The following is a 17574-nucleotide window of genomic DNA, read 5'->3' as shown; positions in this document are numbered from 1 at the left end:
CGAGGCAACCGCAGGGGTTGACTCTTCACCGCACGCCCTCTGAGTCGAGGCGGTGTGAGCTTGGGTCTCCGCTCCGTTTCGAGGAGGTCCCAAGTTCATCACTTCTCAAGAATTGACATGAGCTCTGGAGGGGATGGTGAACATGTTTCGTCGGCGAAGTGCCATACTGGCCCTGTGGATCGCGTTGACGGTGTTGCTGGGAGTTGTCCCGGCAGCTCAGGCGGATCAGGTACAGGCGGAGAAGAACCTGCACGTCGTGGTGCTCGGTGACTCCTTTGCTGCTGGTAACGGGGCTGGGGACTATTACGGCCCGGAGGGGTCGTTCCGAAGCAGTAACAGCTGGGGGCACAAGTATGTTGAGTGGCTGAATTCGCAAGGGGTTGCCACGAGGTTGAATGTGCTGGCCTGGTCCGGTCACACCGCTGAGCAGGTGATCGCGCAGCAGGTGCCTGAGCTTGATCCTCAGGCGGACCTGGCCATGTTCATCGCGGGTGGTAACGACGGAGGCTTTGCTGATGTCATCATCCAGTGCTTCGTGGTCGGGGTCAGGAGGCCGGAGGGCTGCCGCAACACGGTCGAGGCGTCGCGTCGCTACGTGCGGGAAGGCAACCTGGCCGAACAGACCGCGAAGGTGCTCGCGGCGCTGGACAAGCGACTCCTGAAGAAGGACGCGGAGATCGTTCTCGTGGGATATCCGCATCTCAGCCTGGATCTTCCTGATCATCTACTGCGCCAGTGCGTGATAGTCGGTAGAGGTCGATGCCTCGAAACCTTCGACTATCCGGTTGCCACTGAGGTGCGTTCCCTCGCCGATGAGGCGGCCACGGTGCAAGAGCAGGTTGTCAAGGCGTGGAACCTTGGTGCTGGGAAGAAGGTCCGCTTCATCGGCTCCATTCGGAGCAGGTTCTCCAAGCATGAGCCGGACCCCCGCGCAGATCGGCGCAATGACCACCGCTGGCTCAACGAGTTCCTCGAGACGAAAGGTGATGTGGGGCCAGATGGAAAAACCCAGTCGGGTATGTCGGAGGAAGGCTACCCCACGACGGGGCAGAAGGAGGAGTGGTATCACCCCAATCTGATCGGCCAGCGAGAAATTGCTGCCGCACTGGCGGAGGAAGTGGGTGTTCCGAAGGCAGCCGACAAGCGAAGCGTCAGCGGCGAGGAGCGCTCCGATGATGTCGATCCCCCTGATCCTCATGGCGGTCCAAGGGCCTGGATCCAGGGCCCGTACGTCCTGGCCATCGGCGAGGAGGTGAGTCTTGACGCCCGCGGCTCCTACGGGGTGACGGCGCCCATCACCCGTTACGACTGGGACCTGAACGGCGACATGGACTTCGACTTCCAGGACGCGGGGCCGGTCCTGACCCACACATGGAATCAGGAATTCAACGGCTCCGTGACCGTCCGGGTCACGGATGCCAAGGGCAAGTCGAGTTTCTTCAGCACGCCAGTGGATGTCTCGGTTGACGGTGATGGCATCCCGGCTGCCGAGGACAACTGTCCTGAGGCCGACAACCATGGCCAAGGTGACTGGGATGCTGACGGCATCGGTGATGAGTGTGACCCCGAGTCGGGCGTTCCCACCACCGACATGGAAGGCGTGTTCGACAACGATCGACTCAATCCGTCCCAGCCTCCCGCGCCGCCAACCGTGGAGCCGACAGCCACCCCGACCGTGCTTCCCACAGTGATCCCGACGGTGGAGCCGACCGATCCCGAGCCGACGTCCCCGGCGCCGCCTCAGCCAACGGGGACACCATCCATGGTGCCGTCCGCCCCGCAGCCGACGCCCACGTGGACGAGTGGGCCTTCGAAACCGGCCCCGTCAGGGACGATCTCGGGGGCGCCGAGGCCCGGTCCGACGCCCACCTGGACCAGTGGACCGGTGCAACCGACACCCACGGCATCCACCCCGGCTCGGCCCCAGCCGCCGTCGCCTCGCCCCGGGCTGCCGAGGACGGGGACGTGACCGGTCAGCCCGATCGCCGGTAGGGGGAGACCGACGGTTCAGCCGGTAGCCAGAACCGCCACGGGAACCGGTTCCCGTCGCCTCCCTCGCCGGAGACCCCGACCCTGGGCCCCGTCCGCCATACGGTGGGCGGGGCCTTGGGCAGCCACCACGACCACTCCTCGCCCATGAGGTCCGCGCCGTCGCACTCCCGCGACGACCCGATCGCCTGTCCCAGGTTGCCGGGGCCGCGCGCCAGGTGATGCTCCGGCAGGGGAGAGCGACGGGGTCGGGCGGAGCGTCGCCGCCGCGCCAGCTCCGCCCCTTCGATGACCTCACCCGCCCTGAGCAGACACGCACTCCCGACCCCCTCGCCGTCACACACCACGTTGAGGTTGAAGTGCATCCCGTAGCTGAGATAGCAGTACAGGCGACCGGGAGGGCCGAACATCGTCGCGTTGCGCTCAGTGCGGCCGCGGAAGGTGTGGGAGCCGGGATCGCCGGACCCGGCATACGCCTCGACCTCCGTGACCCGGATCGCCACCGTCCCCTCCGGCGTGCTCCGGCGCAGCACTCCGCCCAGCAGCCGCGGTGCCACCGCCAGCACATCACCGTCGAACCAGTCGCGGCCGGCGCGTGACATCCCCTCCATGCCCTGGAGCGTACCCCGCAATTTGGGGCACTTCCCCGGCGGGAGGTACCCTGAGCAGGCTGCCTGGCGAGGGACGAGACGTCCGTGATCGACTAGCAACCCCTTCAGGCGTGCACACTCTCAACCCCTGAAGGAGGAAACATGGCCAACGTCAAGCTGGCTGCCGCCACCCGCACCGAGTTCGGCAAGGGCGCTGCCCGCAAGCTCCGCCGCGCCGAGCAGATCCCCGCCGTCATCTACGGCCACGGCACCGACCCCGTCCACGTGTCGCTGCCCAACAAGGAGACCTTCCTGGCGCTCCGCAACGCCAACGTCCTGCTCGAGATCGCCATCGACGACGCCAAGAAGCCCGTCCTCGCTCTCCCCAAGCAGGTGCAGCGCGACCCCATCACCGGGTTCCTCGAGCACGTCGACCTGCTGCTGGTGAAGGCCAGCGAGAAGGTCGCCGTCGACGTCCCGATCAACTTCATCGGTGAGCCCGCCGGCAAGGACTCGCTCGTCAACCACGAGCTCATGGCCCTGCCCGTCCTGGCCCCCGCCACCCAGATCCCGAGCGAGATCGAGGTCTCCGTCGACGGCCTCGAGGTCGGCGCCCAGATCCTCGTCAGCGACCTCACCCTGCCCGAAGGCGTCGAGGCCAACGTCGATCCCGAGCACCTCGTCGTCAGCATCAACATCGCCGACGCCGAGCCGGTCGAGGATGCCGAGGCCGCTGAGGGCGAAGCCGCCGAGGACGCTGCGGCCGAGTGAGCACCCACCTCGTGGTCGGGCTCGGAAACCCGGGCCCGACCTATGCCCCCACCCGGCACAACGTCGGGTTCTGGGCGGTCGACGATCTCGCCGATCGCCTGGGGGCGAGGTTCTCCCTCGCCAAGGGGCAACGTGCCGAGGTCGCCTCCGGTGTCGTCGCCGCCGACACCAAGGTGATCCTCGTCAAGCCCACCACCTACATGAACGAATCCGGTGTCGCCGTCGCCGCCGTCGCGCGATTCCACAAGATCCCGCCCGCTGAGGTCATCGTCATCCACGACGAGCTGGACCTCGACCCCGGCCGGTTGAGGATCAAACTCGGCGGAGGCGACAACGGGCACAACGGGTTGAAATCCATCCGCGCCCATCTCGGGACCGGGGACTTCCTGCGCGTGAGGGTCGGGATCGGTCGGCCCCCCGGTCGGCAGCCCGCCGCCGACCACGTCCTGGCCAGGATGCGCCCCGCCGACCTCGACGCGATGCGACTCGACGCCGCCGTCGCGGCCGATGCCGCCCTGAAGCTCGTCACCGACGGTCTCGTCGCCACCCAGAACGCCTTCAACAACTGAGAACTCCCGTGACCGACACCCTCAGGACCCGACAGCTCCGCGTCGAGATGCTCATCGTGCTGGGGCTGTCCCTCGGCAAGTCGATGGTCTACGCGGTCCTGTCGATCATCGAGAAACTCACCCGCGACGTCCCCCTCGCCCAGCAGCGCACCAGCATCAACAGTTCCGCCACCCCGGAGCGGCCATGGCTCGACCTCGCCTACCAGGTGGTCGGGGTGATCCTCCCCCTCATGCCGGTGGCGTTGGTGCTGTACCTGATGTGGGTGCACGTGCGGCCGACGGGCGGCCCCTTCCTCGCGATGGGGCTGGACCTGCGTCGCCCCCGCTTCGACCTCGCTGTCGGCTTCGGGGTCTTCGCTGCGATCGGGATCGCCGGGCTGGCGTTCTACTTCGCCGCCCGGGCGCTCGGCATCAACACCTCCATCGTCGCCTCCGACCTCGCTGCGGCCTGGTGGACCGTCCCCATCCTCATCCTCCGCGCCATCATGAACGGCCTCCTCGAGGAGGTCGTCATGGTGGGCTACCTCTTCACCCGTTGGCGCCAGGCCGGGGGAGGTGTCGTCGCCATCCTCATCATCTCAGCCGTGATCAGGGGCGGCTACCACCTGTACCAGGGCTTCGGCGGGTTCATCGGCAATCTCGTGATGGGGCTGCTGCTCGGCTGGCTCTACCTGCGGACCCGTCGGGTCATGCCGCTGGTGATCGTCCACTCCCTGCTCGACATCGCCGCCTTCGTCGGATACGCGCTCCTCAAGCCTCACATCGGCTGGCTGTGACCCGGGCCGCCCAGCTGCTGCTGGGCCTGCTCGATCGCGGCGATGACCTTGGCACGGCTCCAGCAGAGGAAATCGAGTTCCACGCCCCGCACCGTCGAGACGGTGAGGATCGCTGACAGCCCCTTCTGTCGGGTGCGGGTGCTCCTGATCTCCCACAACGGGATCCGCAACCGGCTCCTCTCGACGGCGTCGTTCATGCTGTGGGGGTCGAAGACCAGGTGGGTGCGGGTGACGTAGAGGAACCCGCCGCGGGCGATCCGTCCGAACTGCCCGGACAGCAACATGAGGGGGTTCCAGGCGAGCACCTTCTCGAGACCGGTGGCCGGGGCGTCGATGTGATTGGCCCCCGCCTTGAGGAGGTGGGGTTCATTGAAGGCCATCATCCATCCTTCCATCGGGTCATTCCAGTCTATGAGGGACATGGCCCCCCGGTCGGGGAGCGGCCCTAGGATTGCCGCATGCGTGTTGGAGTGTTTGGTGCCACCGGCCAGGTCGGTGGCGTGATGCGGAGGTTGTTGGCGGAGCGGAACTTCCCCGTCGACGGGATTCGGTTCTTCGCCTCGGAGCGGTCGGCGGGGCGCACCCTCGACTGGCAGGGCCACGACGTCGTCGTCGAGGACCTCGCCACGGCCGACTTCTCCGGCCTGGACGTCGCCCTCTTCTCCGCCGGCGGCGGCACCTCCAAGCAGTGGGCGCCGAGGGTCGCCGAGGCGGGGGCCACCGTCATCGACAACTCCTCGGCCTGGCGCATGCACGATTCCGTGCCGCTCATCGTCGCCGAGGTCAACCCGGAGGACGTGGCGAGGGCGGAGATCGGCATCATCGCCAACCCGAACTGCACCACGATGGCCGCGATGCCCGTTCTGAAGCCCCTGAGCGATGCCGCCGGGCTCGAGGCGCTGCAGGTCACCACGTTCCAGGCGGTCTCCGGCTCCGGGCTGGCCGGGGTGGAGACCCTCGCCTCCCAGGTGGAGCAGACCGGCGACCCGAGGGGCCTCACCCATGACGGCACCATCGCCGCCCCCGCTGAGCTCGGGCCCTATGTCGCGCCCATCGCCTTCAACGCGGTGCCGCTCGCGGGAGCCCTCGTCGACGACGGTGAGGGGGAGACGGACGAGGAGAAGAAGCTCCGCAACGAGTCCCGCAAGATCCTCCACCTTCCCGACCTCCTCGTCGCCGGGACGTGTGTCAGGATCCCCGTCTTCACCGGGCACAGCCTGAGCATCCACGCCCGATTCTCGCGCCCCATCACCCCCGACGAGGCGCGCACGATCCTCGCCGACGCCCCCGGGGTCGCGCTGACGGACGTGCCGACGCCGCGGGATGCGGCGGGCAAGGACCCGAGCCTGGTCGGCCGGATCCGGCAGGACCAGTCGGTGCCCGGTGGCACCGGCCTCGTGCTGTTCCTCAGCAACGACAACCTCCGCAAGGGGGCCGCCCTCAACGCCATCCAGATCGCGGAGCTGCTGGTCCGATGATCGGCGTCGTGGGGGCCGGGGCGATGGGGGAGGCCCTCGTCGCGGGATGGATCGCGGCGGGTACCGCGCCGGAGGACATCGTCGTCGTCGACCGTGATGAGACGCGCCTGAAGCACTTCTGCGACGTCCACCGGGTGGCGTCCGCCAGCCTGGCAGAGGCCGCGCGGGTCGACGTGCTGGTGGTGGCGGTGAAACCCCACCATGTCGAGGGAGTGCTGACGGAACTCGCTCCCGATCTGCGCCCCGGCACGCTCGTGGTCTCCATCGCGGCCGGGGTTGGTCTCGAACGGCTCGCCGCCCCGCTGCCGAAGGGGCAGCCCGTCGTCCGGGTCATGCCGAACACCCCTGCCCTCGTCGGGAAGGGGGTCGCGGGGATCGCGCCCGGGCCGGGGGTGGCCGACTCCGACATCGACAGGGTCACGGATCTCATGGACGCCGTCGGGATCAGCGTCGTCGTGCCGGAGTCGCAGCTCGACGCGCTCACCGCCCTGTCGGGCTCCGGCCCGGCCTATCTGTTCGCCGTCGCCGAGGCGATGATTGAGGCGGGGGTCCATCAGGGGCTGAGCCGCGCCGATGCCACCACCCTGGTCAACGGCACCTTCGCGGGGGCCGCCGCCATGCTGGAACGCTCCGGGGAATCGGCGACGGTGCTGCGGGAGCGGGTCACCTCACCGGCCGGCACCACGGCCGCGGCCCTCAGGGTCCTCGACGAGCGTGGCGTGCGCGCCGCCTTCCTCGCGGCCGTCGAGGCGTGCGCCCGTCGCAGTGCTGAGCTCTGATCGGTCATACTGGACGTCATGTCTGACACCGATCTGCAACTCCGGGTCACCACCGCCGAGCGGGAGAGCGCGGCGGCCCACCTCAGGGACGCCACCGCGGACGGACGGCTCAGTTTCGACGAGCTGGAGAGCAGACTGCCCAGGGCTCTGGGGGCGATGACCCGTGCCGACATCCACGAGGTGCTCCGGGACCTGGTCCCGAGTGAGGAGATGGGCCGACTCTTCGGCATCAGCAGCGGCGAGACCGAGGCGCTGGGGATGTCGTGGGAGAACCCGTGGCTGCAACGATTCGGATGGCAGGGTCTTTCCCTCGTCGGCCCCTGGCGGGTGCCGCCGTTCATGGAGTTCATCGGCAAGGACTGGGGGACCCTCTACCTGAACTTCGTGGATGCGACACCGCTGGCCCCCGTGCTCGACATCGTGCTGACGGGAAGCCTCTCCGCCAAGATCATTGTGCCGCCCGGCTGGGGGGTCGACCTGCACCAGATGGGCTCGACGATGAGTGACCTGGGGGAGAGCATCAACTCCGAGGTGCCGACCCGGCCAGCGAAGGGGAAGCCCCGCGTCCTGGTCCGGGGCATCGCGAAGCACGGATTGAAGGTGCGGGAGCCCAACTGGTTCGACGAGCGCAAACTGGCGAAGATACGGGGCAGGCACGCCGCCCTGCCCTCGGTCTGATGGAGCGGGGGGTCCACCCTTGATCCGCCGGGCACAATGGAGGCCATGTCGGAATCCACGTGGTCGGACCTTGATCTTCGCGTCACCCACACCGAACGGGAGAAGGCGGCGGCCCAGCTGCGTGACGCGATGGCGGATGGCAGGCTGACCCTGGAGGAGTTCGACGCCAGGCTCCCCGCCGCGCTGAACGCCGTGACCCGGGGCGACCTGCACCGGGTGTTGCGGGACCTCATCCCCGGGGAGGGGTTCGAATCCCTCTTCCAGAGCGGGAACGGGGATCCCACCACCCCCGGCATGACCTGGGAGCATCCCCTCATCCATCGGGTGTCCTTCAAGGGGCTGGAACTCATCGGCGCGTGGGACGTGCCTCCCTTCATGGAGTTCGTCTCCGGTGGCGGTGGGCTGTACCTCAACTTCGTCGAGGCCCGCCCCCTCGCCCCGGTCATCGACATCGTCTTCACGGGGACCATCCGGCCCTACCTCGTCGTTCCCCGGGGCTGGGGGGTCGACCTCCGGGCCACGACGGTGACCCCTGAGCCGGTGACTCAGGTCAACAACGGGCGGGTGACCACGGGGACGTCGTGGGGGATGACCGTTCGCTCGAGGGTCCCCACCCGACCCGAACCGGGGCAGCCGCTCCTTCTTCTGCGGGGCACCTTCCAGCAGGGCCTCATCGCTCGGGAACCGAACTGGTGGGACCGGCGGAGACTCGCCAAGCACCAGCGACGCAGGGCCGCGCTTCCCGCTTCCTGAGCAATTGGCACCCCGACGGGGATGCGAGTTAGCATATGGACTCCGCCGGGGTCGTCCCGGCACTCCACCGTTTCCGAAACGCGGGGACGGATAGTGAAAGGCAAACAGTGGGCTCCGTCATCAAGAAGCGCCGCAAGCGCATGGCCAAGAAGAAGCACCGCAAGCTGCTGAAGCGCACCCGCATTCAGCGCCGTCGCGCCGGCAAGTGAGCTGACCCCCGCCCGTGAACGGCGGGGCCAACCCGCAGGAGCCTGTCCGTGAGCCAGTTCGATCCGGAATCGACCACAGCTGTCGGTTCCGTGACCTTCGTCGCCTACGGTCCGGGTGACCCGGGGCTCATCAGCCACGCGGGGGCGCGTGAACTGCTCTCGTCGGATGTCCTGGTCGTCGACTCCCTCACCATGATCGACGAACTGGCCCTGGTCGGGGTTGAACCCACCGGCCAGGTGCTCGAGGTGGCCGAGGACGAGGTCCAGCAGCTGCTCGACGTCGCCGAGGGTGGGCTCAGGGTCGTGAGGCTCGCCGGAGGTGACTTCTTCAGCGACACCCGGCACCGTGCCACCCTCAGTCGCATCCTCGCGGACAAGCGGGTGCGGACCCACATCATCCCGGGTGTCAGCCCGTGGACCGCGGCCCTCAGCTATGGCGGCATCACCCCCGTCGAGGTCATGACCTCGTGCGACGCCACCGCGGGGCTCCCCGCGGACTGGCCGGAGGCCCGGGTCGTGGTGATCCGCGTCTCCGACGAGAGCATCGCCGGGGTCGTCGACGAGGGCATCCTGCGGTACGGGCCGCATGCCGAGGTCCTGGAGCTGCGGGCGCTGGGCACCACCTCCCAGCAGAGCCGACTGACCACGTGGCAGGGCCTCGACGTCGCTGCGGTCGGCGGCGACCGGTTCCTGCTCGTCGGCTCCGGGGTGAGCGACGTGGCCTGTGACCGGCTGGACTGGTTCGAGTCGAAGCCGCTGTTCGACTGGCGGGTGCTGGTGCCCCGCACCAAGGACGAGCTGCGGGAACTCACCGACCAGCTCGCCCGCTACGGTGCCACCACCGAGATCGTGGCGACCATGTCCATCGAGCCGCCACGCACGGAGGCGGGGATGGAGAAGGCCGTGCGGGGACTCGTCGATGGACGATTCCTGTGGCTCGTCTTCACCTCACCCCACTCCGTCGTCGCCATCGTCGAGCGGCTGGCCGAGTACGGACTCGACTCGCGCGCCCTCGCCGGGATCCAGCTGGCGGCGGTCGGTCGCGGCACCGTCGAGGCCCTCGGCCGGGTGGGGATCAAACCGGATCTCGTGCCCCAGGAGGGGGCGACCGTCCGGGACCTGGCGCTGGAGTTTCCCGCCTTCGACGACCTCATCGACCCCATGAACCGGGTGCTCGTCCCCACCGCCGACGTGGCCGTGACCGAACTGGTCGAGGGGCTCGGGAACCTCGGCTGGGAGGTCGAGGAGGTCACCGCCTACCGGACGGTCCGGGCCTCGCCCCCGCCAGCGGAGGTGCGGGAGAGTATCAAGACGGGTCTGTTCGACGCGGTGGTGTTCACGTCCTCGTCGGCGGTTCGCAACATGATCGGCATCGCCGGCAAGCCGCACACCGCCTCCATCATCGCCGCGATCGGCCCGGCGACCGCCGAGGCCTGCCGCATGCACGGCCTGCGCGTCGACGTCCTGGCCGAGGCCCCCAGCTTCGAGGCGCTGGCCGCCGGGCTCGCCCGCTTCGCCGACCACCGTCGATCCGACCGGCTGGCCCAGGGCCTCCCCGACACCAAACCGTCCCAGCGACGGCGTCGACGCAAGGACGCCCGCCGCAAGGAGGCGTGATGACTGAGCCGACGATCGTCCATCTCATGAGGCACGGGCAGGTCCACAACCCCGACGGGGTCCTCTATGGCAGGCTCCCCGGCTTCGGGCTCTCCGAGCTCGGCCACGCCATGGCCCAGCGCATGGCGGAGCACTGGCGGGACGTGCCGCTGACGCACCTGGTGTGCTCCCCGCTGCAGCGGGCCCGGGAGACCCTCGCCCCGACAGCGGCGCTGTTTCCGCACCTGGAGGTCGTCACCGACGAGCGGGTCATCGAGGCGGCCAACGCGTTCGAGGGCAAGGTCTTCGGCGCGGACAACAAGGCGCTGCGTGACCCCCGGATGCTGCGTCACGTCCTCAACCCGTTCCGCCCCAGCTGGGGGGAACCCTACGTCGACATCGCCGCGAGGATGCGCGACGCGGTGCGCGACGCCGCCCTCGCGGCCGGTCCCGGCGGTCAGGTGCTCGTGGTCAGTCACCAGCTGCCCATTGAGATCGCACGTCGTGACGCGCTCGGGATGAGGTTCTTCCACGACCCGCGTCGTCGTCGCTGCACCCTCGTCTCCGTCACCTCCCTGCGCCTGCGCGACGGGGTGGTGACGGCCGTCGACCAGTGCGAGCCCGCCGCCGATCTCCTTCCGCCCAAGAAGGGGATCAAGTTCAGGGTCGGCACCTGATGTTCCTCGCCCCACCCGTCGGCGACGGCGGTCCTGCCAAACTCTGGTTCGTCCGTTCGGACGGCTGGGAGGGAGTTGGCTCGACTCACTTTCGTCACATGACTTTTGGGGGCACAATAGGGCGGGTGAAGAACCCCAACCTTCCAGCCACCCTCCCTGGCTCAACGACGAGCCGAAGTGGAGTTCGGCATGGTTGAGGACGAGGCCTGGCTCGCCGAGCTGTTCGAGGAACAGGGGCCGACGCTGCACCGTCTCGCCGTGATGCTCGGCGCCGAGACCCAGTCGGGGCACATCATCCGCACCGCGCTGTTGGGCCTGTCCCGACGTGAACGACGCATCGTCGACCCGGCGGAGCGCGTCGAGTACCTCATCGAGCACGTCGTGCACCAGGCCCGTTCCGCGCGGGGCTCCCTGGGTCAGCTGCAGCTGCAGGAGGTGGCGGACCCGAGGCAGAACGAGATCTGCCAGGCCGTCGCCGCGATGCCGGTGCGGCTCGGGGAGATCCTCCTCGTCAGTCACTATCTGTCCATCTTCGGTGCCGCCCTGGCCGGGGTCATGCGCATGACGGTCAAGGGCAGCAACCAGCGGCTCGCCGAGGCCGTCGAGCAGGTGCGCGCCACCGTCGGGGACCCTGTCCCGGGAAGCCAGCCGGGTGTGGTCGAATCGCTGTCGGAGGAACTGACCGCGGCGCTGCGGGCGGCGGCCAGGCTCGTCCAGGCCCCCGGCACGGAAACCCTCGAGCTGGAGCTCAGGGCGCTGCGTGCGCGTCGGGACGGCGTCCCGCTGTGGGTGTCGACGCTGTTCGTCGCCGGGGCCCTTGCCGTGGGCGGCACCCTGGCCTGGGCCACCACGGGGCGTTCGGAACCGGTCCCGTCGCCCTCCCCGGTCATGACGACGAACCCGGCGGGGGCCGCGGCGCGCTCCCGGCCGTCGCAGGTGCAGTCCGTGCCGGTCTACTACGTGGGTCGTGCCGACAGCCTCCTCTACCGGGAACTCCGCGACCTGCCGGTCTCCGGCAGCCTCGTGCAGACCGCGGCGAATGCCATCCTGTCCCTGGCTCCCCTCGACCCCGACTACGACTCGGAGTGGACGCCGGGGCGCGTCGTCTCCGCCACCGTCGAGGCAGGGGTGCTCACCATCGATCTCAGCGCGGACTCCTACCTGGAGTTCGGGTCGGAGGCGGATGCCGGCCGGGCCGTGGATCAGATGGTCTACACCGCCTCGGACATCCTCGGCGAGCCGGATCTGGTGGTGCGGTTCCTCGCCGACGGGGCGGAGCCGCCGGCCCCGTTCCGGGGCGAGCACCGTCGGGATGGGCTCACTCCCCTGGGGAAGCTGTGGATCAACTCCCCGGGGAACACGGCCAAGCTGCCCGCCGGGAAGATCAACATCTCCGGGCTGACCCAGGAGTCGCCGACGGCGCCGCGCATCCTCGTGTCGAACTCCGAGGGCGTGCTGTTGACCAGCCTCTTCGCGCAGATCGACATCGATCCGGATGGAGACGGTTGGCGCGCGTGGAGCGTGACCCTGGACCTCGGGCCCGGCGAGTACCAGATCGTGGCCGAGGGGTCCTACGGGGAGACGGTTCCCCAGCTGTTGCAGCAGAACCGCACGATCACCGTCAGCTGACGCACGGCTGGCTCAGTGCGCCGCGACCCAGGAGGCCATCCGGGTGGCGAGACCGGTCGGGACGAACCGCGTCGCCTCGGCGAGGGCGGAGTTGACCACCCCGTCGACGACGTAGGGCTGTCGACGACGTAGGGCGCGGAAGGAGGTCGCCACCACCTGGTCGACGCTGCGTCGTCTCGACATCACCCCGTCGTTCCCGGCGGCGTCGAAGAAGGAGGTGTCGGTGGGGCCGGGGCAGACCGCCAGCACCCTGACATCCGTGTCGCGCAGCTCGGCCCACAGGGCCACCGACAGACGCAGGACGTAGGCCTTTGTCGCGGCGTAGGTGGCGAAGGTCGGGATCGGCTGGAAGGCTGCGGTGCTGGCGATGTTGATCACGGCGCCTCGCCCCCGGTCCCGCATGCCGGGGAGGAAGGTGTGCAGCAATTCCGTGAGGGCCACGACGTTGAGTTCGACCTCGTCGCTGAGCCGCTGGGCCGGGATGTCGACGAAGTTGCCGAGGGTGCCGAAGCCGGCGTTGTTGACCAACGTGTGGACCTGCGTTGCGCGCAGCTCGTCGATGAGCCCGGCCCGGCTGTCGCGGTCGGTGAGATCGCAGGGGAGCGCTCGGACCTGCACGTGGTGGAGCGTGCGGAGCCTCTCGGCGAGGGCCTCCAGTCGGTCGGCGCTGCGGGCGACGAGGACGATGTTCGCTCCCTGCCTCGCCAGCTCCGTCGCGTATCCCTCGCCGAGCCCACCGGAGGCTCCTGTCACAACTGCCCAACCTGTCATGGACAGGAGCATAGGGGAGCCCATGACATCATGGAGTCATGCAGCACTTCGACATCGCCGTGATCGGCTCCGGGTCGGGCAACATGATGATTGATGAGCGTTTCGCCCATCTCGAGGTGGCCCTCATCGAGCAGAACCCCGTGTTCGGGGGGACCTGCCTCAACCGTGGCTGCATCCCGACCAAGATGTTCGTGGCGGCCTCGGAGGCCGCCGGCGCGCCCGGGCATGCCAAGCGTCTCGGCGTCGACCTCGAGCTCAAGGGCGCGTCGTGGCCGCAGATCCGCGACCGGATCTTCGGGCGGATCGATCCCTTCTCGGAAGGAGGGAAGGACTGGCGTCGCCGGGATCCCGGCGTGACCCTGTTCGAGGGGCGGGCCGAGTTCGAGGACCCCCACACCCTGCGCATCGGTGATGTCCGGATCAGTGCGGACCGGATCGTCATCGCGACCGGTTCGCGTCCCCGTCCGCTCGACATCGACGTTGCCCCGGAGCTGCAGGAGTTCATCCACACCTCCGATGACGTCATGCGACTGCCGGAGCTGCCTCGTCGGCTCGTCGTGCTGGGGGGTGGCTTCGTCGCCTGTGAGTTCGCGCAGATCTTCGCCGGGCTGGGCTCCCTGGTCACCCAGATCAATCGGTCGGAGGTGCTGCTGCGGGGACAGGACCGGGAGATCTCCCAGGCCTTCGCCGTCGAGCATGCCCGCCGCGTCAACCTCATCCTGAACCAGCGGGTCTCGGAGATCGTCGAGGGCCCGGGCGGGGGAGTGATCGTCGTCACCGTGGACCGCAACGGCATCGAGTACGAGTACCCGGCCGATGCTGTCCTCGTGGCGACGGGGCGGATCCGCAACTCGGATCTCAACCTCGAGGCGGCGGGGGTTGAGGCCGACGCCAGCGGCCAGATCCGGGTGGACGCCCATCAGCGGACGTCGCAGCCCCACATCTGGGCGCTGGGGGATGTCTCGTCGAACCATCTGCTCAAGCACGTCGCGAATGCGGAGGCCCGGACGGTGGCCGAGAACCTGTTGCGCGGTGAGGGGGAACTGGCCTCATCCGATCACCGTTACGTCCCGAACGCGGTGTTCACGGACCCGCAGATCGCCACCGTTGGAGCGACGGAGGAGCAGCTCCGCGACTGGGGGGCGACCTATGTGGTTTCCCGGCAGCGTTATGCGGATGTGGCCTACGGGTGGGCGCAGGAGGACGAGGGCGAACACTTCGTGAAGCTCATGGCCGATCCCAGGACCTGGCACCTGCTCGGTGCCCACATCATCGGTCCGCAGGCGTCAGTGCTGATTCAGCCGCTCATCCAGGCGATGACATTCGGGTTGACCGTGCCCGAGATGGCGAGGGGACAGTACTGGATCCATCCGGCTCTGACGGAGGTTGTCGAGAACGCGTTGCTGGGACTCCTCGCCAACCACGACGTCAAGGAGATCGAGGACGGTTCCTGACGGAGGATCATCGTCCTTGGGGTGAAGAAAGCCCCTTGTCGCACCCGCTGAGTGACGAAAGTTATTCAATCTTTTACCATTGGCTGAAAGGCCTACTTGTAGGTCAAGTGAGAGCGCTCTTAACGTCGTTGTTGCGATCCCCAAGCCAGTCCCGGGGAATGTGGCACGGAGCATGAGAGCGCTTCCATGCCCTGCTTTGGGTTCGCATCTCACAACCACCAACAAAGGAGCTGAGATGGGTAAGTTTCGAGTGAAGGCCGCGATTGCGGCCATGGCTGCCGCATCACTGGTGATGACGGTGAGTCCCGCGCAGGCGGAGGTCCCGGCCGGTGTGGCGGAAGCGCCCGCGTACAGGCCGGTGAGCCCGTGGCACGTGCAGAACATGATCAACGACATGAGTCTGTACAACGACGGCACCAACAACGGTGCCAACCCCTACTTCGGTAGTGGTGCTGGTTGGGCCAGGCGTGCCCATGTCGTCATGGGAGCCATCCCGAAGGGGTCGAACGCCCCTGATTACTGGCGCAATGCCGTGACGAGCAACAGGTGGACGGGCGACGCCTACTGGACGGCGCTCCAGCCCTGGATGGCCGTGTTCGCACTGCCGGACAACAGAGCGACCAACACCCGGGTGGAGGTCAGCTCGATCCGGGCCTACATCCTCAGCAAGAAGACCAACAAGTGGGAGCTGTTCGAGGATCAGCGGATCACCGGTGGCATCTTCAACGAGTCCTACGCCCACCTGGACAACGTGCGACCCGATGAGCGTCACAACGGTGACTACGCGCTCATCAAGCCGCCGTCCGCCAGTTCCAGGCAGATCTACCACGGCTGGGGCACGCCAATGACGTTGAAGGACCCTGCGGACATCAAGGCCGTCCACATCCGGGTCTTCACGCGTCTGGTCAAGGACAACCCTTACGGTCCTGATGATCGGCACCTGGCCAAGTACACCCTCCAAGTGGGTGGCGACTACTACCCGTACGCAGACTCGCGAGTCACTGACCCCGATCTGCAGATGGCCGGAGGCGGCCAGTGGTTCCCCGGCATCGGCCTGAGCCGGGCGGTGCAAGTCACCAGCGAGCAGCGCCTGACGAGCTTCACGACGCTCAATGTGGGTGTGCAGGAACCCGGAAACAGCATCGATCCGAGCGGTAGCCTGAACGTTGAGGAGTTCCGCAAGAATCCGCCGCCGTTCTGATCCATCACAACGAACCTGCCGGATGCGCTGAGAGGCGTTCCTGCTGTTCCCGTGGCCTGGGATCAGGGTGAACACGGCTTCGAGCAGTGACCGCGCAGGGCTGACATGACACCAGTGCCCGGTGGGGCGACCGAGACGTCGGTTGCCCCACCGGGTTCTCCTATCAGCGCGCCCTCCTGCTCCGGAGATGGGTTGGCTTGTGGGTGCGGAGGGTCGTGAGCAACTGCTGCCACAGTGGCTCCTCGGGGTCCTGCCGCAGACTGACGCGACGTAGCGGCCGATCGATGTGGACGACGGCGCTGCCGCCCCCAGTGCTGTTGATCCACTCCAGCACGGGGGCTGCCCACATGTCGGTGAGGGACAGCGACGTCCAGTCGTGTCGGAGGAACTCGGCTGTGTCCCCGGCGTGGTTCCGGCCGGGGTTGCGGCCCTGCTCGACCTTGGCCCTGAGGCGTCGTCGTCCCAGTCTCAGAGTGAGGTCGCGTGGCCAGGCGGGTGCGGGAGCGACCCAGGTGAGCAGCAGCCGGAACAGGTCGTCGGTGGTACACCAACCCAGCAGACTCCTGCCCTCCTCGTCGGGATGGGGGACGAGCAGGGCCGTGGTGTCCTCGGTGGTCCAGAAGCGGATCTGACGATCCCCCGGATGCATGGAGATGCGCCAGTCCGTCCCGTTGAGCACATGGTGGGCGTAGTGGTGTCCGGTGACGGAAAGGTGACGGTCGGCTCTCAGGAGGTGGGCCGCGACGAGTTCGTCACCGACCTCACCGGCAGGGACATGGTCACCCCGGACCTGGATGTTGTTGACGAGGACCGCGGCGGCGGCGGAGCTGAGTTCCGCGGGGCCATGAGGGAGCGCGGGGGCGGGCCGGGGCACGACCGAGAGGTCCTCGCGGGGAACGCCGTCACGTCGCGTCGCCACGTCGTCGAGCGTGGGTGTGGCGAAGGAGGCCGTGCCGTTGGGAGTGAGTCGTTCCGCGACGGGACGGAGCCGAAGGCTGTCAAGAATCGCGAGGTGGCTGTCCTGTGGTTTCCAGTGAGCCAGGGGCAGGGTGAGGGTCACGTCGGCCAGCAGTCCCTCCATCACCGCGAGATCCCGGACGGTCAGGGCCGTGACGGTGTGACCGTCCTCCTCGGAGGCGACGGGGGTGAGTGCCCAGATGCGGCGGCGCTCCGCCCCATGGCGGGTGATCGGTTCGACCTGGATGACCAGGGAATCGTCGACGACGCGAAGCGCCGACTGGGCGGCTGCCGCCATGATTTCGGGGCCGGGCGTCACCCGGAACTCGCGCATGATCATCTGGGGGGCGACCCCCTTGACCGGGAAGGGGCTGGCTGCATGAACACGGTCCGGGGCGGCCAGTTCTGACCAGTGCTCCGGCAGCGTGCACTCGAAGGCGTTGCCGTGGATTCTCATGGGCGTTCCTTGTTCAGGCCTGCGGTGATTCCGGCCGAGAGGCCGGGGAGGGCGGTGAGTGAGGCCGTGGCCGTGGTGGCATCGGTGATCGGTATCTGTGTGGTGGGTGAGGTCGTGGTGATGGGTGGGGGTTGATGTTCGGCTCGGGTGGTGAAGCTCACCAACTGGCGCTGTTCGCTGATCGGGAGGGCCTTGAAGGCGCCCATGGCGAGGGGGTCGTGGCGTGGGACACCGGCCTTC

The 17574-nt window shown here is 68.1% G+C and carries 19 protein-coding genes; 14 read left to right on the top strand and 5 right to left on the bottom strand.

The window, feature by feature from the left end:
* Positions 1–142: 142 nt before the first annotated feature.
* On the top strand, positions 143–1969 hold the full coding sequence (locus EII35_RS08260; RefSeq protein WP_185744240.1) for a GDSL-type esterase/lipase family protein: 1827 nt from the start codon (positions 143–145) through the stop codon (positions 1967–1969).
* Between the two features lie 4 nt (positions 1970–1973).
* On the opposite strand, the gene EII35_RS08255 is transcribed toward EII35_RS08260, so the two are convergent.
* The gene (locus EII35_RS08255; protein WP_185744239.1) at positions 1974–2600 is read right to left on the bottom strand and encodes a DNA-3-methyladenine glycosylase; all 627 of its coding nucleotides are present in this window, start codon (positions 2598–2600) and stop codon (positions 1974–1976) included.
* Between the two features lie 141 nt (positions 2601–2741).
* On the opposite strand from EII35_RS08255, the gene EII35_RS08250 reads away from it, so the two are divergent.
* From EII35_RS08250 to EII35_RS08240, 3 genes are read left to right on the top strand one after another with little or no spacing between them, the layout of a single operon-like run.
* Entirely contained in the window at positions 2742–3350 is a 609-nt protein-coding gene (locus tag EII35_RS08250) for a 50S ribosomal protein L25/general stress protein Ctc (protein WP_125227989.1), read from the top strand.
* Positions 3347–3919, top strand: a complete 573-nt coding sequence (gene pth / locus EII35_RS08245; RefSeq protein ID WP_125227988.1) for an aminoacyl-tRNA hydrolase — start codon at positions 3347–3349, stop codon at positions 3917–3919. The genes EII35_RS08250 and pth overlap by 4 nt, the downstream gene beginning before the upstream one ends.
* Before the next feature lie 8 nt (positions 3920–3927).
* Entirely contained in the window at positions 3928–4695 is a 768-nt protein-coding gene (locus EII35_RS08240) for a CPBP family intramembrane glutamic endopeptidase (protein ID WP_260465072.1), read from the top strand.
* Here EII35_RS08240 and EII35_RS08235 read toward each other — a convergent pair.
* The gene (locus EII35_RS08235) at positions 4677–5078 is read right to left on the bottom strand and encodes a hypothetical protein (protein ID WP_260465071.1); all 402 of its coding nucleotides are present in this window, start codon (positions 5076–5078) and stop codon (positions 4677–4679) included. The genes EII35_RS08240 and EII35_RS08235 overlap by 19 nt on opposite strands.
* Before the next feature lie 75 nt (positions 5079–5153).
* Between EII35_RS08235 and EII35_RS08230 the strand changes: the two genes are divergently transcribed.
* From EII35_RS08230 to EII35_RS08195, 8 genes are all read left to right on the top strand, one after another.
* Positions 5154–6173, top strand: coding sequence for an aspartate-semialdehyde dehydrogenase (locus tag EII35_RS08230; RefSeq protein WP_125227987.1), 1020 nt, complete (start codon positions 5154–5156; stop codon positions 6171–6173).
* Entirely contained in the window at positions 6170–6952 is a 783-nt protein-coding gene (gene proC, locus EII35_RS08225; RefSeq protein ID WP_125227986.1) for a pyrroline-5-carboxylate reductase, read from the top strand. Before EII35_RS08230 ends, proC begins: the two co-directional genes overlap by 4 nt.
* An 18-nt stretch (positions 6953–6970) precedes the next feature.
* Positions 6971–7630 carry a DUF1707 SHOCT-like domain-containing protein gene (locus EII35_RS08220; RefSeq protein ID WP_125227985.1) on the top strand — a complete coding sequence of 220 codons (660 nt, stop codon included), beginning with the start codon at positions 6971–6973 and terminating at the stop codon, positions 7628–7630.
* Positions 7631–7675: 45 nt separating this feature from the next.
* Complete coding sequence (locus tag EII35_RS08215) at positions 7676–8383, top strand: DUF1707 SHOCT-like domain-containing protein (RefSeq protein ID WP_185744238.1); 708 nt, start codon at positions 7676–7678, stop codon at positions 8381–8383.
* Positions 8384–8490: 107 nt separating this feature from the next.
* Positions 8491–8592, top strand: a complete 102-nt coding sequence (locus EII35_RS08210; protein ID WP_042842924.1) for a 30S ribosomal protein bS22 — start codon at positions 8491–8493, stop codon at positions 8590–8592.
* A gap of 48 nt (positions 8593–8640) precedes the next feature.
* Positions 8641–10209 (top strand): bifunctional uroporphyrinogen-III C-methyltransferase/uroporphyrinogen-III synthase, encoded by a 1569-nt coding sequence (locus tag EII35_RS08205; protein WP_125227983.1) that lies wholly within the window; start codon positions 8641–8643, stop codon positions 10207–10209.
* The gene (locus EII35_RS08200; protein WP_125227982.1) at positions 10209–10865 is read left to right on the top strand and encodes a histidine phosphatase family protein; all 657 of its coding nucleotides are present in this window, start codon (positions 10209–10211) and stop codon (positions 10863–10865) included. Before EII35_RS08205 ends, EII35_RS08200 begins: the two co-directional genes overlap by 1 nt.
* Positions 10866–11054: 189 nt before the next feature.
* A complete protein-coding gene (locus EII35_RS08195) occupies positions 11055–12494 on the top strand; it encodes a GerMN domain-containing protein (RefSeq protein WP_125227981.1) in 1440 nt (479 codons plus the stop codon).
* 12 nt (positions 12495–12506) lie between these two features.
* Here EII35_RS08195 and EII35_RS08190 read toward each other — a convergent pair whose 3' ends face one another.
* Positions 12507–13265: an SDR family NAD(P)-dependent oxidoreductase gene (locus EII35_RS08190; protein ID WP_125227980.1), complete on the bottom strand. Its 759-nt coding sequence runs from the start codon at positions 13263–13265 to the stop codon at positions 12507–12509.
* 38 nt (positions 13266–13303) lie between these two features.
* On the opposite strand from EII35_RS08190, the gene EII35_RS08185 reads away from it, so the two are divergent.
* Positions 13304–14719 (top strand): mycothione reductase, encoded by a 1416-nt coding sequence (locus EII35_RS08185; RefSeq protein WP_125227979.1) that lies wholly within the window; start codon positions 13304–13306, stop codon positions 14717–14719.
* Positions 14720–14954: 235 nt separating this feature from the next.
* Positions 14955–15920: a hypothetical protein gene (locus EII35_RS08180; protein ID WP_125227978.1), complete on the top strand. Its 966-nt coding sequence runs from the start codon at positions 14955–14957 to the stop codon at positions 15918–15920.
* A gap of 163 nt (positions 15921–16083) precedes the next feature.
* Here EII35_RS08180 and EII35_RS08175 read toward each other — a convergent pair whose 3' ends face one another.
* Both EII35_RS08175 and EII35_RS15895 read right to left on the bottom strand, forming a co-directional pair.
* Positions 16084–17334, bottom strand: a complete 1251-nt coding sequence (locus EII35_RS08175; RefSeq protein WP_125227977.1) for a hypothetical protein — start codon at positions 17332–17334, stop codon at positions 16084–16086.
* Positions 17331–17574 (bottom strand): hypothetical protein (locus EII35_RS15895; RefSeq protein ID WP_185744237.1); only part of this gene is annotated, 244 nt, incomplete at its 5' end. The genes EII35_RS15895 and EII35_RS08175, both read right to left, overlap by 4 nt.

The organism is Arachnia propionica (assembly GCF_003932785.1).
GTDB classification, from domain to species: domain Bacteria; phylum Actinomycetota; class Actinomycetes; order Propionibacteriales; family Propionibacteriaceae; genus Arachnia; species Arachnia propionica_B.
Note: the sequence above shows the minus strand (reverse complement) of the source record. Positions and strands in the feature narration are given on the sequence as shown.

Bases quoted from the DNA above. Each gene is read 5' to 3' on its own strand.
- EII35_RS08260 (WP_185744240.1), top strand. From the start codon at position 143: ATGTTTCGTCGGCGAAGTGCCATACTGGCCCTGTGGATCGCGTTGACG.
- EII35_RS08255 (WP_185744239.1), bottom strand. From the start codon at position 2,600: ATGGAGGGGATGTCACGCGCCGGCCGCGACTGGTTCGACGGTGATGTG.
- EII35_RS08250 (WP_125227989.1), top strand. From the start codon at position 2,742: ATGGCCAACGTCAAGCTGGCTGCCGCCACCCGCACCGAGTTCGGCAAG.
- EII35_RS08235 (WP_260465071.1), bottom strand. From the start codon at position 5,078: ATGATGGCCTTCAATGAACCCCACCTCCTCAAGGCGGGGGCCAATCAC.
- EII35_RS08230 (WP_125227987.1), top strand. From the start codon at position 5,154: ATGCGTGTTGGAGTGTTTGGTGCCACCGGCCAGGTCGGTGGCGTGATG.
- proC (WP_125227986.1), top strand. From the start codon at position 6,170: ATGATCGGCGTCGTGGGGGCCGGGGCGATGGGGGAGGCCCTCGTCGCG.
- EII35_RS08220 (WP_125227985.1), top strand. From the start codon at position 6,971: ATGTCTGACACCGATCTGCAACTCCGGGTCACCACCGCCGAGCGGGAG.
- EII35_RS08215 (WP_185744238.1), top strand. From the start codon at position 7,676: ATGTCGGAATCCACGTGGTCGGACCTTGATCTTCGCGTCACCCACACC.
- EII35_RS08200 (WP_125227982.1), top strand. From the start codon at position 10,209: ATGACTGAGCCGACGATCGTCCATCTCATGAGGCACGGGCAGGTCCAC.
- EII35_RS08195 (WP_125227981.1), top strand. From the start codon at position 11,055: ATGGTTGAGGACGAGGCCTGGCTCGCCGAGCTGTTCGAGGAACAGGGG.
- EII35_RS08190 (WP_125227980.1), bottom strand. From the start codon at position 13,265: ATGACAGGTTGGGCAGTTGTGACAGGAGCCTCCGGTGGGCTCGGCGAG.
- EII35_RS08185 (WP_125227979.1), top strand. From the start codon at position 13,304: ATGCAGCACTTCGACATCGCCGTGATCGGCTCCGGGTCGGGCAACATG.
- EII35_RS08180 (WP_125227978.1), top strand. From the start codon at position 14,955: ATGGGTAAGTTTCGAGTGAAGGCCGCGATTGCGGCCATGGCTGCCGCA.
- EII35_RS08175 (WP_125227977.1), bottom strand. From the start codon at position 17,334: ATGAGAATCCACGGCAACGCCTTCGAGTGCACGCTGCCGGAGCACTGG.